The 14253-nt window shown below is 38.1% G+C and carries 20 protein-coding genes; 6 read left to right on the forward strand and 14 right to left on the reverse strand.

Going from position 1 to position 14253, the window contains the following annotated elements; genetic code table 11:
• Window positions 1-33: 33 nt before the first annotated feature.
• The 3 genes from AHA02nite_RS05955 to AHA02nite_RS05965 form a co-directional block, all read right to left on the reverse strand.
• Entirely contained in the window at window positions 34-1107 is a 1074-nt protein-coding gene (locus AHA02nite_RS05955) for an NAD(P)-dependent alcohol dehydrogenase (RefSeq protein ID WP_146815336.1), read from the reverse strand.
• 137 nt (window positions 1108-1244) lie between these two features.
• Window positions 1245-2336, reverse strand: coding sequence for an NAD(P)-dependent alcohol dehydrogenase (locus AHA02nite_RS05960; RefSeq protein ID WP_146815338.1), 1092 nt, complete (start codon window positions 2334-2336; stop codon window positions 1245-1247).
• A 379-nt stretch (window positions 2337-2715) separates the two neighbouring features.
• A complete protein-coding gene (locus AHA02nite_RS05965) occupies window positions 2716-3480 on the reverse strand; it encodes a GNAT family N-acetyltransferase (RefSeq protein ID WP_146815340.1) in 765 nt (254 codons plus the stop codon).
• 361 nt (window positions 3481-3841) lie between these two features.
• On the opposite strand from AHA02nite_RS05965, the gene AHA02nite_RS05970 reads away from it, so the two are divergent.
• On the forward strand, window positions 3842-3937 hold the full coding sequence (locus tag AHA02nite_RS05970) for a YjcZ family sporulation protein (RefSeq protein ID WP_146815342.1): 96 nt from the start codon (window positions 3842-3844) through the stop codon (window positions 3935-3937).
• 74 nt (window positions 3938-4011) lie between these two features.
• On the opposite strand, the gene AHA02nite_RS05975 is transcribed toward AHA02nite_RS05970, so the two are convergent.
• A complete protein-coding gene (locus AHA02nite_RS05975) occupies window positions 4012-4962 on the reverse strand; it encodes a DMT family transporter (protein ID WP_146815344.1) in 951 nt (316 codons plus the stop codon).
• A gap of 165 nt (window positions 4963-5127) precedes the next feature.
• Here AHA02nite_RS05975 and AHA02nite_RS05980 point away from each other — a divergent pair, with 165 nt between their 5' ends.
• Window positions 5128-5574, forward strand: coding sequence for a hypothetical protein (locus AHA02nite_RS05980; protein ID WP_170235988.1), 447 nt, complete (start codon window positions 5128-5130; stop codon window positions 5572-5574).
• Here AHA02nite_RS05980 and AHA02nite_RS05985 read toward each other — a convergent pair.
• From AHA02nite_RS05985 to AHA02nite_RS06010, 7 genes are all read right to left on the reverse strand, one after another.
• Complete coding sequence (locus AHA02nite_RS05985) at window positions 5571-6002, reverse strand: hypothetical protein (protein WP_146815348.1); 432 nt, start codon at window positions 6000-6002, stop codon at window positions 5571-5573. The two genes, AHA02nite_RS05980 and AHA02nite_RS05985, sit on opposite strands and share 4 nt — an antisense overlap.
• Window positions 6003-6037: 35 nt before the next feature.
• On the reverse strand, window positions 6038-6406 hold the full coding sequence (locus AHA02nite_RS05990) for a type II toxin-antitoxin system PemK/MazF family toxin (protein WP_146815350.1): 369 nt from the start codon (window positions 6404-6406) through the stop codon (window positions 6038-6040).
• A 10-nt stretch (window positions 6407-6416) separates the two neighbouring features.
• A complete protein-coding gene (locus tag AHA02nite_RS15090) occupies window positions 6417-6572 on the reverse strand; it encodes a hypothetical protein (RefSeq protein ID WP_170235978.1) in 156 nt (51 codons plus the stop codon).
• 165 nt (window positions 6573-6737) lie between these two features.
• On the reverse strand, window positions 6738-7037 hold the full coding sequence (locus tag AHA02nite_RS05995) for a hypothetical protein (RefSeq protein WP_146815352.1): 300 nt from the start codon (window positions 7035-7037) through the stop codon (window positions 6738-6740).
• Window positions 7024-7584, reverse strand: coding sequence for a cupin domain-containing protein (locus tag AHA02nite_RS06000; protein WP_146815354.1), 561 nt, complete (start codon window positions 7582-7584; stop codon window positions 7024-7026). The genes AHA02nite_RS05995 and AHA02nite_RS06000 overlap by 14 nt, the downstream gene beginning before the upstream one ends.
• A 23-nt stretch (window positions 7585-7607) precedes the next feature.
• Complete coding sequence (locus tag AHA02nite_RS06005) at window positions 7608-8714, reverse strand: ABC transporter permease (RefSeq protein WP_246118824.1); 1107 nt, start codon at window positions 8712-8714, stop codon at window positions 7608-7610.
• A 1-nt stretch (window position 8715) separates the two neighbouring features.
• Entirely contained in the window at window positions 8716-9645 is a 930-nt protein-coding gene (locus AHA02nite_RS06010; RefSeq protein ID WP_146815356.1) for an ABC transporter ATP-binding protein, read from the reverse strand.
• A 147-nt stretch (window positions 9646-9792) separates the two neighbouring features.
• Between AHA02nite_RS06010 and AHA02nite_RS06015 the strand changes: the two genes are divergently transcribed.
• From AHA02nite_RS06015 to AHA02nite_RS15280, 4 genes are all read left to right on the forward strand, one after another.
• On the forward strand, window positions 9793-10224 hold the full coding sequence (locus AHA02nite_RS06015) for a hypothetical protein (RefSeq protein ID WP_146815358.1): 432 nt from the start codon (window positions 9793-9795) through the stop codon (window positions 10222-10224).
• Window positions 10225-10368: 144 nt separating this feature from the next.
• A complete protein-coding gene (locus AHA02nite_RS06020) occupies window positions 10369-10620 on the forward strand; it encodes a DUF4190 domain-containing protein (RefSeq protein WP_146815360.1) in 252 nt (83 codons plus the stop codon).
• Between the two features lie 524 nt (window positions 10621-11144).
• Complete coding sequence (locus tag AHA02nite_RS06025; protein WP_146815362.1) at window positions 11145-11252, forward strand: YjcZ family sporulation protein; 108 nt, start codon at window positions 11145-11147, stop codon at window positions 11250-11252.
• 177 nt (window positions 11253-11429) lie between these two features.
• On the forward strand, window positions 11430-11654 hold the full coding sequence (locus AHA02nite_RS15280; protein ID WP_146815364.1) for a hypothetical protein: 225 nt from the start codon (window positions 11430-11432) through the stop codon (window positions 11652-11654).
• Window positions 11655-11746: 92 nt separating this feature from the next.
• On the opposite strand, the gene AHA02nite_RS06035 is transcribed toward AHA02nite_RS15280, so the two are convergent.
• The 3 genes from AHA02nite_RS06035 to AHA02nite_RS06045 form a co-directional block, all read right to left on the reverse strand.
• Window positions 11747-12439, reverse strand: a complete 693-nt coding sequence (locus AHA02nite_RS06035; protein WP_146815366.1) for an ABC transporter permease — start codon at window positions 12437-12439, stop codon at window positions 11747-11749.
• The gene (locus AHA02nite_RS06040) at window positions 12436-13287 is read right to left on the reverse strand and encodes an ABC transporter ATP-binding protein (protein WP_146815368.1); all 852 of its coding nucleotides are present in this window, start codon (window positions 13285-13287) and stop codon (window positions 12436-12438) included. Before AHA02nite_RS06040 ends, AHA02nite_RS06035 begins: the two co-directional genes overlap by 4 nt.
• 90 nt (window positions 13288-13377) lie before the next feature.
• Window positions 13378-13749: a DUF3221 domain-containing protein gene (locus AHA02nite_RS06045; RefSeq protein ID WP_146815370.1), complete on the reverse strand. Its 372-nt coding sequence runs from the start codon at window positions 13747-13749 to the stop codon at window positions 13378-13380.
• Window positions 13750-14253 lie beyond the last annotated feature (504 nt).

A 14253-nucleotide genomic window follows, 5' to 3' on the forward strand; every position in this document is an offset into this window, starting at 1 on the left:
GCACCTTTCAAACAAATTGAAAGGTGCATGATCTTACTCATTTATTTTTAAAATAGGTTTTATAACTGATCCGTTTTCTGATTCCTCAAAGGCTTGGTTGATTTGATCGAATTCATAGTATTTGACCATTCGGTCGTATGGGAATTTACCGTTTTGATAGTAGGAAATCATTTCTGGAATGAATTTTTGTGGATTGGCGTCACCTTGGCTTGTTCCGATTATACTGTTTCCTCCGAGTGCTAAGATCTCTAGAGGGATTTTAAAGCCATCATCCGTTACGGCAGTAGCTAGTTTTCCAAACGTATCTAATGATAAGATCGCTTGTTCAATGACCATGTCGACTCCAGTTGTGTCAAGTATATTTTGCACGCCTGCCTCAGTAATTTCTTTGATTTTGCCTGCTATATCAACATCTTTATCACTTTTGATTGTTGCGGTTGCTCCTAGTTCTTTAGCTAACTCTAAGCGATTATCATGAAGGTCAACTGCAATGATATTTTCACAACCTGCGATTTTTGCTGCCACAATACCGCTTAACCCAACAGAGCCAACGCCAAATACGGCAATTGAACTACCTGATTCAGGTTTAAGTACATTTAAAACGGTACTAGCCCCTGTCTGTAAGCCACACCCAAGTGGTGCTGCTAAAGCTAAATCGAAATCTTTATCAATCTTAACGGCGTTTCTTTGATTAACGCGTGAGTATGTGGCAAATGAAGATTGGCCGAAAAACCCTGAGACTAACTCATTCGTCTCTTCGTCAATATGACTACTCAAATTAAGCTTCGCGTAGTTTCTACAGTGCGCAGGGTGATCAGATGAACAATTATCACACTCACCACAACTCGCAAATGAGACAACGACATGATCACCCTTTTGGAATTCTGTTACATCTGATCCTATTTCTTCAACGACTCCAGCCCCTTCATGTCCAAGAACGGCTGGAGGGTCGACCATACCTGTATCTCTTCCCGAAACATCAGTATGACAAATGCCTGAAGCTACTACTTTTATTAAAATCTCTTTCGCTCCCGGTTCAGGTAATTTTAAATCAGTGATTTCAAAAGGTGCGCCTGTTTTAGGTGTTACTGCAGCTTTAATGTCCATATTAAAATGATCTCCTTTTCGGTCCGTACTTGTTATTAGACAGGTTTGGCTAATTTGTTGATTTTATGCGTTATAAAATGCATGCATATTATAAGAGCTAATATACGTGTTCTCAACCACCAAAGTTCTATTATTTATTATTTCTCAATTCTTAAGATCGGTTTAATTGTTTCACCATTTTTAGAATCTTCAAAGGCTTGGTTAATCTCTTCAAAGTCATAGAATTTAATCAGTTTATCGAATGGGAATTGTCCTGCTTTGTAGTAATCAACTAATTCTGGTATGAAGACATTTGGTACTGAATCACCTTCAATGACACCTACCATTGTTTTCCCTTCAGCCATTAAGTCATTGTGCACGTCGATATCCATTTCAGGAGTTACACCGACAATCGCAGAAACACCTAGTGGACGTAATGCTTGTAAACTTTGTCGAACGACTCGTGGAACACCTGTAGTTTCTATTGCATACGTCGTACCACCGTTTGTTAGTTCATTAATTTCTTCTAATACATCAACATTTGATCCATTTAATGTGTGTGTCGCGCCAAGCTCTTTAGCTAACTCTAATCGTGAATCGTGTAAGTCAACAGCAATAATTGTTTTACACCCAGCTATTTTTGCTGCCATCACTGCACTTAAACCAACTGCACCTGCACCGTAAATAGCAATGGTTGAACCAAACTCTGGTTTAATTCTATTTAGGACAGTACCAGCCCCAGTCTGAATACCACACCCTAAAGGACCTAACAAAGCTATATCCACATCTTTATCCACTTTGACAACATTACGCTCGTGAGCAACGGCATATGTACCAAAAGACGATTGGCCAAAAAATGTTGAAAGCGGTTGGTCGTCTTTAGATAATCGATGTGTCGAGTCGTCATGCTTACCACCAAAATTTAATTCATTGAAGGTCTCACACACTGTTGGGTGACCCGTTAAACAATGATTACATTCTCCGCAATGGGCAAAAGATAATACAACATGATCGCCTTTTTCTTGACGGGTAACTCCATCACCAACTTCTTCTACAATACCTGAGCCTTCATGTCCAAGCACTGCAGGTAGAGGTGCAATCGCTTCATCACGTGCAACTGCATCCGTATGGCAAACACCAGTCGCAACAATATTCACTAAAACTTCATTGGCTTTAGGTGCTGCCAATTCTACTTCTTCAAAACTAAATTCTTTGCCTTGTCCTTCCGTTACTGCAGCTTTAATCTTCATAATGAACCTCCTTGAATTTAAATGAACGATCTAACTGTTATAGTTAGTTAATTTTCACTTTAATATTAAGAAATTGTTTACACGCAATCCGCTTTAATAGTATAACCATGACAGCATTAAGATTTTCATTTACTTGTGATAAGCTCACAGGACCGCCATTATAAATAAAAATAAGCCCAGATTTCCTTTAAGAAACCTGGGCTTGAGTCTTGAATTTTTATCTAAACACTACATGTCTAATGTCTTTTGAGGATTTATATTACTTATATTTATATAAACTAAAACAGGAAAAGCTCTCTAACTTAATTAGTTACAGAGATTTTTACCCACTCATTAATCTATCAATTTTAATTGATAAGTATTGAATACTAAAATAATTCTATCCAATAACATAAGTTTCATATTCAGTCTTAAATTTATAACCCAGTTTCTCAGCTAACTTAACTGATTCCATATTGGCCGCATCCCAGCTTGGGTAAAGCCCTTGACTTAAGCACTCTAAAATAAGTGCAGAAGCTGTAATCGTTGCTAAGCCTTTTCTTCTATAATCAGGATGTGTTGCAACTTCAATCTCAATACCATCATCGTATATACTAAATGAGGTTGCCCCACAGACAGCTTTACCTTTGTGCAGAATAACAAAGCCCATTCCTCTATCTAAAAAGTCTTTAGTGGAATTAAATTGACTTATAAAGTCTTCAGAAAGCTCATGCAATGAAGGGTCTTCTGCCAACGTTAAGTCAATTGGTTTTAGTTCATATCCTTCTGGTATGTCTGCTAGATTCTTTTTAATGTGGTCTTGATTTAAATGATTGGGATTTTTATAAAACTCATACCTTTTGATTTTTTCAAAGGATCCTTTATGCAGTGCTTCAATTTTCTTCTTCCACTCTTCGGTCTTAACAGTCGCAAGTGTGAAGTCAGGTAAGTTATGCAGTAGTTCATTCGCTTCATCAGCATCAGGGTCTCCTGCATAGAATACAAAAATTCCAACAATGATTTGTGCTACCGTTGGATGATTGAGATCATCCACGTATGCACTGCCCATATGACCTTGTAAGCATGATGAAACAACAGTGTCATCAAAGTCTTTAAATAATGTCGCTAATTTTTCTCTTTCTTGGATTTCTACATAATGAATCATATTTCTTGTTCCTCCTAATTTGCTAAGAACAAGAATGTTAGGATGTACAGTGTTGTTACCTCGTCTTAATTATTCTCCACCTTATTTTTGTACAGTACATATTGGGTAACATCGTTTTCTTGTTCTCGCTTTTTTGCTTTAATTTTTCTCAATACCACAATATCACCCTCCTTCAACATTTTTCCTAACATTTCAAATATACAGAATTTCACTCACCTTGTAAACTTAAGGAAAAGGTTTTTCGTACATTTCAGCGTATATACATTTAAAATAGTTTACCAACACTCCAACACCGGCCCACCCATTTCACCAATCTAAACATATGATGTAATGTACTATAGTGATAAAGGAGGTACTCGTCATGGGATACACTGGAGGACGTTACGGTGATTCTTTTGTGCTGGTTGTCGTGTTGTTTATTTTACTAATTATTGTTGGCGCTTCTTTTTACTGCTAAAGGTTGCAACCTGATTTTCCAACCTTCTAACGCGAGTTTGGATAAACCTAATGTATGAAAAGCCCCTTAACTTTTTAGCTAAGGGGCTTTTTAGTATTGGGCTGATATTCATCTCGTGGTTTTTTCACTTTTACTTTCGCCTTAAATGAAAACACCGTTAAGAACAACGAGGCAAACAACAGGACAAATCCGAATAGTTGCCAGCCAGTTAAAATCTCATTAAACACAACGACTCCAACAATAACGGCAATTACAATCTCGATTGAGGCTAGAATTGTCGCTTTGCTTGATTCGACATAGGCAAGGCCGTTTGTGAAAAGTAAATAAGCTACAATTGTTGATATAATAACAATTCCGAGTATATTTAGCCATACGTCTCCGTGTGCGAATGCTTCGTAGTTTTGCCAGATTCCGCTTGTTGGGATTAAAAATAGCGAACCGCAAACCATCGCGTACGTCGTAATCGTAAATGGGTGGTACCAGCGGCTGACGTCTTTGCCGATCAGGCTATACGTCGAACAGAAAAAGCCAGCTAGTAGGCCGTATATAATCGTTTGGATTGTTAATGAGAATTCGCCAATTGGGAAGAATTCGATCGCAAATGCACTTCCTGTGATCGTCATAAGAATGGCTAAGATTTTAGTTACGGTAAGAGCTTCATTAAAGAAGATTTTAGCTATGATGGCTGCAAAGACAGGTGAAGTATAGACGAATACGACGGCGACTGAAAGTGATGCAAGGTCCATCACTTGGAAATAAAACCAATTGAATAATGCAATACTGACAACGCCAAGTGCAATAAAATAAGGTAAATCGATCAATCGAATCTTCAAATAACTTCTGGCTAATAGTGCTAACATCGTGAGTAGGATTAAGCTGGAAAATGTTAAGCGAAGTGTGACGACTTGCCATGGTGTGAAACCGTAGTCATACAAGTTTTGGACGAATAAGCCTGTTAAGCCCCAAAAGCCTGCACCCAGAATCACCATTCCATAGGCAATAAAGTTATTCATTCTCATTCTCATCGTTAAACCCTCCCTTTTCTCTCTATCTACCAGGTTCAGGTCAAACTACTAAGAAGTTTGATTTAATTTGTGTCAAGCTAGTTCATCTTACAACGCTTAGCGCTTATAAGCAACCTTTTTGATGAAAAAATATTTTGGCAAATTTTGCGGTTGAGGAGTGCTGCGGTGTGGCGGTGGATGAAGGGTTGGAGGTTGTTAGATTTTTTGGCGATTGAGGTCTCGATTTTGGCGTTCGGGGAAATTATTTGGCGTTCGTGGCCTGGGTTCTGGCGCTCACGAGATTTATTTGGCGCTCGCGGATTGGATTCTGGCGTTCATGCGATTGATTTGGCGTTCGCGGATTGGATTCTGGCGTTCATGCGATTGATTTGGCGTTCGCGGATTGGATTCTGGCGCTCACGAGATTTATTTGGCGTTCGCAATATTTCACCGACGTTTTTTATCAGCGCTCAGGATGATTTATCAGCGTTCGTTAATTTTTATCGGCGTTCACGGAATGTTTATCAGCGTTCACCAACTTTTATCAGCGCTCAAGCTAACTTATCAGCGCTCGCCCAATGTCAGCTTTCTAACAAACAAAAAAGACAACTCCCAGTTTGGAAGATGCCTTAATCAGTTTCATTTTCGTTTATAATGTTGTAGATGTTTTGCGCGATTTCATTTATGTTTCGGTTTTCGACTGAGTGGTTGATTGTTTGAGAGATTTCTCTTCTCGTCTCTGGCTCTAGCTCTAGGACGTGGTGATCAACTGACGTTAGCTGTTGATGAACTACACTCATCGTTTGCCATACTTCACGCGAATAGTCTGAGTCATCCATTGAATTACGCGACAACTCCTCAATATGATCAAACGTTTGGCTCATCCTTGCATAGTGCTCTTCTGTCATTTCATCTTGAATTTGGAATGCGGCATCAAACATCAACCGGTTTAAAGTTTGTTCGACGTTTTCTTCGCTGTTCTGATTGAATAAGCTAAATATGATGACAATGTTTAAGGTGATCGATGCTGTTAACGCTATTAGTAGAATTTTAGATTTCATTGCTAGCGCTCCTTACAAAAAAACGAACCAACACATTAAATAGGTTGATTCGCTTTATGGATTTTAACAAATTCTTCTAGTATATAATTAAAGTCTTCTGGATGAAGTTTCCCTATATAATCATGTTTTTTTACGATCTTCTTAAACTGGGCTTTAGAAATTTCAATCAATCTATACCCTCTACACCATGAAGGTTCAGAAAGTCCAGACTTACGCCAATTAGGAATTGGAATCTTAAATTGATCATAATAAGAAATTGGGTGTTTTCTGCCTTTAGTTGTTGTTGAAATCAATAAAAGTATTTCTTCTTCATGTTCACCGAAAATAATTACGGGTCGATTTTTGGATTTATTGGGTTGTTCCTCAAATTCTACATCCATATAGTAGATTTCTCCGATTTCCATTGCACTCTACCTAATCGTTTTCCCCCATAATATATCGGTGACTTTCTTTGTTTTGATCAAATTTTAATTTTCCATCTTCAATTTTTGGCTTTACTGAAAGTTCCTTTAACTCTTTAGAAGATAATGGTATTTTTTTATAACCTTGTTCTTTAGAAACAGTATTCATATCATCATCCTTACAACACATACACGATCACCACCAAACTATATATGTAGTAACAGTATATGTCATTTCTATATTATATTATACTTTGGTCAAAGCGATCATACAAGCGGCGAGTATGTTGAATTATTGCTGTGTAAACCGATAATTCATTTATGCCCGCCTTCACTAAACACTCGCCTTTTTATACCTTAAGAAATATTGAACCACTAAGTGAGCTATAACACCGATCGCAAAAAATAGTGCAAGCCCCATCAAACGTGCTTCGATCGCAAACCGAGTCTCATAAACTTCAATAATAAACAGTGGCAAGCCGAATAATGTTGGTGCGTAATTTATAGTGTAGCCTAGTACAAGCATTAATAGAGCCGAAATAAACAACAGTAGCGATAATATTATGGTTACATGCACACCGGTTAACAATACTTTTAAAAAGCTTTTCATTTTATCACCTTTAATCTTTTGCATACTTTTCAATCAACTCTTGGTCAATGCCTTTCTGTTTCCCTTTTTTCGCTAAGTGATTTATGAAATATTTTAAGAAAAACGGCATTTTGACAACGCGTGAATCTTGCATGTCTAATGCTATGGCTGCGTAAGTTTTGTTTTTCGGGACGCCTTTGTCATCTACTTCGCCATCTTCCACCAATCCATATAATATTCGCATTGACTCTTCGAATTGATGGGCTGGTGTAATTTTCACTCGAAATGTTACTGGGTTTTTGTCTGATGCGTTTGAAAAGGTGTGATGTGTCTCTTTTGCGACGGTCATTTTGTCGCCTTGTGTTAGTATGTGTTCTTCTTTACCTTTCGTTACTTTTAGTTGACCATCTCGTACTTCAAATTGTTCTTCAAAGTTGTTATGAAAATGTAGTGGTGGGCCTTCTCCTGCTGGTGGTAAGTCAACTTCAATGTACTCATAATCCCCATCAGTTTCGCGACTTGTTTCTAAAAATGTAATCTTTTCACCTGTAAGTTTATTTTTAATTGAACGGGCTTCTTTAACCTCTTGCATCACATTTCCCCTCTCCATTTATGTTATCGCGTCGCTACGATCGAGTTGCGACGGTAAAGCCATGAACCAATGATATAGGCAACAATGCCCCATAAAGCCATCACACCAATGTGGAACCAAACAGCACTTGACTCGATCCCAATACTGTAAACCATCGTGTCGCGTAAGCCTTCAGCAAAGTATGTCAAAGGCAGGACGTGTGCTACAGGGTGCAACCACTCTGGCATCATTTCAATTGGGAAGAATATGCCGCTTAAAAACATCATTAAAAAGCTAAAAATGTTGGCAACGCCCATGTAGGCTTCCGTTGTTTTACTAAAAGATGAAATAAAATAGCCGATTGCGTTAAATGATAGAGCGCCAACTATAAATAAAACGACCAAGCCTAATATATTTATATGCAACGTTGCATTAAATAAGAAAACGCCGATTAATGCGAGGACGAAAATTTGAATGACGCTAAATAGTAACCGCATCATCATGTCACTTAGTCCGAACAAGCTCATGTTAACAGGTGTCATGCGCAGGCGTTTGATCAGCCCTTTACGGCGCATATCAACTAAGTCAATCATGCCGAATAAACCACCTTGCGCGACAGCTAATGCAATTAGTCCGGTTAACAAAAAGTCTTGATAACTTAATTCGTGTTCGCCAGTTGTAACCGTTTGGAAATCAACCGCGTACGTTTCAGATGCGCCAACAACTTGTAAGTTCATTTGTTGGACAATGTTACTTAAAACGCCTGATACAACTTGGGTCGTCGTGCTTTGTTCGTCTTCGGCATTGACCAAAAACAAGACGTCGGAATCTTCTTCTGATTGCGGCAAGACAATCGCAGCTGTGACGTCTTGGTCTTTAATAAGTTGTTCTGCTTCTGATTGGCTTTCTAATTGATGGTCGACATTCAATACTGGAATGACTTCGATTTGGTCAGAAATCGCCGTTGAGACTTCATTCGGATTCTCTTCAACTACCGCAACAGATGCTTCGAACTCATCATCTGAATCGGCGAAAATTAACATAAAAATAACCATTAATATAACCGGGAAAAACAATCCCCAAAACCATGCCTGCTTTTCTCGAAATGTCATTTTTAAATGCATCAAAAACATTTGTTTAAACTGATTCATTTTAATCTCGCCATTCCTTTCCTGTGAACTCTATGAAGACATCTTCTAAACTCATTTCGCGAATCGATATTTGATCAACTTGGTAGTTTTGTTGTTTCGTATAGTTAAAGAGTTCGAGTAATGTGTACTCAGGGTCTTCTGTCCAAATTTTCAACTCGGTTGAGTCGCGGTCAATGCGCGAAACGACGGTTAATTTATTTAAAATTTTCTCCGAGTTGATTGCCGCTTCTTCATGTTCTAAAAATGATAAACGCACTTCTCGCTCGACAGTTAATCTTTTTATAAGGGAATCTGGCTGATCAATCGTGACGATTTCACCTTGATCGATAATACAGACACGATCGCTTAACTGTTCGGCTTCATCCATGTAGTGCGTCGTTAAAATAATCGTTTTATCTAAGTTTTTAAGACGCAAAATAATATCCCACAAGTTACGTCGTGCTTGCGGGTCAAGTCCTGTTGTCGGCTCATCTAAAAATATTATTTCTGGATCACCAATCATCGCCAAGCCGATTGCAAGCCTTTGACGTTGACCACCTGATAGATTACGAACTTGCTTATCTTTGTGCTCGGTTAAATTGACTGTTTTAAGAATTTCTTCTTCTGGTCTATTTTTATCGTAAAAAGATGCGAACAACTGCAAATGTTCACTCGGTGTTAGTAGGTCGAACATCGCACTTAACTGCGGCTGGACACCGATTTTCTTTTTAATCGCATCTCCATTCTTTTTCCAATTTAATTCACCAAACTTGATTTCACCTTGATCGGGCGGAACGAGTCCTTCGATCATTTCCAGTGTTGTCGTCTTTCCCGCTCCATTCGGTCCAATAATCGTAAACACTTCACCTTGCTTGACTTGAAAACTAACACCTTGTACTGCTTGAACCGTTCCAAACGATTTCATTAGATGATTTACTTCTAACACGTGCATACGCACCCCTCCCACATCTATATAAGACGTTTGTAATCGAGAAAGGTTTCATTTTTAGAGAAGAATTTTGAATTTTTTAATTATTAGGTGCCGATGTTAGGAAAAATATGTTAACATGGAGGTGATGGTTGTAATGGAGGTATTGTGATGGTTTATCGAGCATGGCCTTATCTATGGTTTGCTATTTTAGATTTATTTTTAATTATAACAGTCGGATTTGAGCTTACTAGAGGCGTTGTCGATCCAATTAAGATTACTGTAATTGTCGTTTTCACTTTAACCATTTTTTTAAACTTTAAATTGAAGTTAGATACTGAGTCGATTACTTATGAAATTTATTATTTTAACCTTCGTGTTCACCAAAAAGTAGCGTACGTTGATGACATTCAAGAGATCCGATTCAAGCGTGTCGGTTGGAAGCAAAGCTCTGCGAAAATCATCTTGCCGGGGAAATTTAATATAAGAGTCGTCTCCTTCAAGCCTAAAGAAGTTTTCAAGGCATTAGCTGAATACGATGTCCCGAAACATAAATCGGAAGACTACTTAGTTCTAGAGAAATTTGCTGGGCGTGAAGGGTGATTGTTGTCGGATGAGGAAGGTTTAGTGTCGGATTAAGTAGGGTTATTGTTGGACAAAGTGAGCTGAATGTCGGACGAAGAGCTTTTATTGTCGGACGGGACCCTCTTATTGCCGAATAAATAAACTTTATTTGGAGGTCGTTTTATGGAAAATCAAGACGGGAAAAATAGCTACTCAACCGCTTCATTAACTTTAGGGATTCTATCAATCTTAGTCCCTCTAATCGGGTTCATTCTAGGTGTCGTAGGCGTCGTCACTTCTAAAAAAGCACGGCAGACTTCAGGGACAAAAGACGGTCTAGCAACTTCAGGAATGATTTGCAGCATTATAGGTATTGTTATTCAGCTATTTGCTATTATAAACTTAATCAGTTACTTTTCAATTTCTGTGGGTTAATAACAAAGACGCGCTAAAGTATGGCGCGTCTTTTATATTTAGTGGAACTTTTTGTTAAGCTGATGATTTTAATGCGACTCTGAGCGATTCTATGAGCCTCTCGGGCGGTTCTATGAGCTTCTTGACCTGTTCTATGAGCCTCTCGGGCAATTCTATGAGCTTCTTGATCAGTTCTATGAGCTTCTCGAGCGATTCTATGAGCTTCTTGACCTGTTTTATGAGCCTCTCGAGCGGTTTCTATGAGCCATTTCTGCATTTCTATGAGCCATTTTCTCGATTCTATGAGCTATTTCCCCATCTCTATGAGCCATTTTCCCGATTCTATGAGCTATTTCCCCATCTCTATGAGCTATTTTCTCGATTCTATGAGCTATTTCCCCATCTCTATGAGCTATTTTCCCAATTCTATGAGCTATTTGAATTTATTCTACAATAAGTAACCTTCAGCCATTTCCGCAGGTGCCCTTACATTAAAGGTATTCGCACATATATTAAAATTGTAACCATAAAAGGGGGAAAGTACTATGTCACACGGATACCACCAAGGCGGCGGCATTGCTTTAGTTGTCGTTCTGTTCATTTTGTTGATTATTATTGGTTCATCTTGGGGTCATGGACGTCACGGATACTAAACTTTGATCCACTCAGCCATTGTGTTACTTTACTAAACGCAATGGCGGCTTTTAAACTCGTACAAGCTCTTTAACTAAACCACCATTAAATACTAAAACCAAAGCTCCCATTAGACAATGGGAGCTTCTACAATATTATGGTACCATTAGAATTAGACTAAGAATGGAGGAGAAAAGATGAACTCACTACTGGGGATAACTATTGGTTTCATCGTTATCGGATTTGTTGTTCTCATTTCTCTGAAAGGAAGCATGGAGAGTAGGCTCGCTAAAGCCAATGTGGAAGTCGATGAAGGTCTAACAAAAACGAATCCCGTAGTTTGTTGGATTGTGAGTACTGTAATTTGGGGATTAGTCAGTATCATTCTTGTTGTTTGGTCTTTTCATAATTACTTTGGATAACTGTTTTATTTAATTTGGGTAAGGAATACCTCAACTATTAATTGAGGTACACTACTTCCCAATAGACTACTTCAAACCTTTTCAAAAAAAGTCTAATCATCATTTTTATTCTTGTTATAACTAAATAAAGCAAATAAATAAGCTACGACAACCCAAATGGTAATCAAAATTAGTGCCATCCACGAGCCGTCTTCGCTAGTATGCATTAATAAAGATACAGGTAAATTATCAAATATAACGTTTACAAAATGGCCCTCTTCTAAACCGAATAAATCAAACATTGGTGAGAATCCGAATATAAAAATAATCGGCATAATATAAACGGATGCTGTAGCAACTGATTTTGCAAACAGACCAATTCCAATACCAAGTAAAATAAAGAACAAGAGCGATAAAACGCTTCCTAGGATCGTTTGTATGTTAAATATGTGGTAAAAATCAAGTATTAAGAGCGAGATCAATAAGGTAAGGACCGTCATTACTGTCGCTACTAAGCTTTTACCGACGATGATGTCAAGAAAACTTGCTGGTGACATCATGAGTGTTCTTAACGTGTTTTTCTCCTTTTCCTCTGCCATCATGATCATGATGCAATATGAGGTCACACCTGCAAAAACCATTCCAATAATGATAAATATCGTAAACAATGGGATAAAGTCATCGAACAGTGCATTATAAAAAATGGCTAAAAATATTGGTACAATGGGCATAATTATTAGTGATGTATTTTTAAAGAAATCTTTTATATCTTTTTCAAAAATGGCTAGTACTCGTTTTGTATTCATGAACCTAAATCCTTTCCGGTCACTTTTAAAAATACTTCTCCAAGTGTCGGATCGTCAGTATACATACGTTTTACTCGACCACTTGCAATAAGTTGTTCGATTTGACCGCTATTTTCTGGTTTGTTCTCAATTTTGATTAATTCTCCGTCATGTGTTTCAACTTCGAACTGATTAGTCGAATGTTGATATCTCAAGTGATCTGGGTGGTCCATTTCTTGAATAATTCCTTTATATAACAAGCCTACACAATCACAAAGGTTCGTTGCTTCCTCCATATTATGTGTGGATAAGAAAATCGTCGTCCCTTCCTCATTTAACTCTCTTAAGATTTGATGTATTTTATCGACGTTTCCAGGGTCTAGTGCTGATGTTGGCTCGTCCAAAAATAATAAATCTGGCTTATGGATCAATGTTCTTGCTAGCATAACACGTTGTTTCATGCCTTTTGAAAGCTTTGAAACGACTTTCTTCTTGTCGTCTATCAAGTTGACTTTTTCTAAAATCGTATCAATCTCATTTAAACTAACGTCATATAGCTTGCAAGTTAGTTTAAGATTGTCATAGATTGATAGCCGCTCGTACAAGGCACTGTTATCTGAAAGGACACCGATTTTAGCCTTGTAATTTGGGGTCGATAGCTGTTCTTCAGCCATACTAAGTACTTGGATTTCACCTGTCGTCTTTTTCAGCTCTCCTGTTAATGTTTTGATCATCGTCGTTTTTCCAGAGCCACTTGGCCCGAGTAATCCGAAAATCTGCCCTTTTGGTACTTGTAACGTAATGTTTTTTAAAGCTTGTGTATTACCATAACTCTTACTTAAATTATTTATATTAATAACATAATCCAACTAAAGATCCTCCTTGCTTTTGCGAATCGTTTATTTAATAAAACTATCTCATTATAACTTTAGTAATTCAACCGTATTTTAACATCGTAACTACTCAACTACATTCACTTCATCCGCCCCACGTTGCGGCGGATTAGAATCGAGTTGTTCCCCTGTCCAATAAACTTCGACACGCATGCCGATTTGAAGTTCTGCAAACTGATCTTCGTCAACAGCATAATAGGCACTATCATGTTGTCCTGCTAGTTCATTGATTTCGCTAATCGTTTTGCCTTTTATTTCGTCTTTTTCAACCTCTGATATGACGAGGATTTGTTGAACATCGCGCTCACCGTCTAATTGTTTCTTTTTCGCGATGATGCCTTCATGTTGATCGACCTCGTACTCTTCAGTTGAATCACCAACTTCACTACAAGCCGTTAACAGTAAAAGTATCGTGAAAATAAGCACCACTTTTCTCATTGTTTACTCTCCTTAATCCTCTCTTTAATGGCGAAAGCACCGAAAATTAGTGCAACCGCTAATAATATGTAATTCAATAGTTGGGGTAGTTGGAAAAATTGGATCACACCAATCAGAATTAAAGTTATAAACATCGCTGAATAGAGAAAACTAAATTTTCTTATTCTTGAAAATGTCTCCATAGCATTAGTTGCCCTCGGAAAAATATTTTGGCGCTCGCATCTTGGATTTTGGCACTCACGAAAATTATTTGTCGCTCGCACCTCGGATTTTGGCGTTCATGAGAATTATTTGGCGTTCGCACCTTGGATTTTGGCGCTCATGAAAATTATTTGGCGCTCGCACCTCGGATTTTGGCGCTCACAAAAATTATTTGGCGCTCGCACCTCGGATTTTGGCGCTCATGAAAATTATTTGGCGCTCGCATTATGGATTTTGGCGCTCATGAAAATTATTTGGCGCTCGTACCTTGGATTTTGGCGTTCATGAGAATTATTTGGCGTT

It is taken from the genome of Alkalibacillus haloalkaliphilus (assembly GCF_007991275.1).
GTDB classification, from domain to species: Bacteria; Bacillota; Bacilli; order Bacillales; family Alkalibacillaceae; genus Alkalibacillus; species Alkalibacillus haloalkaliphilus.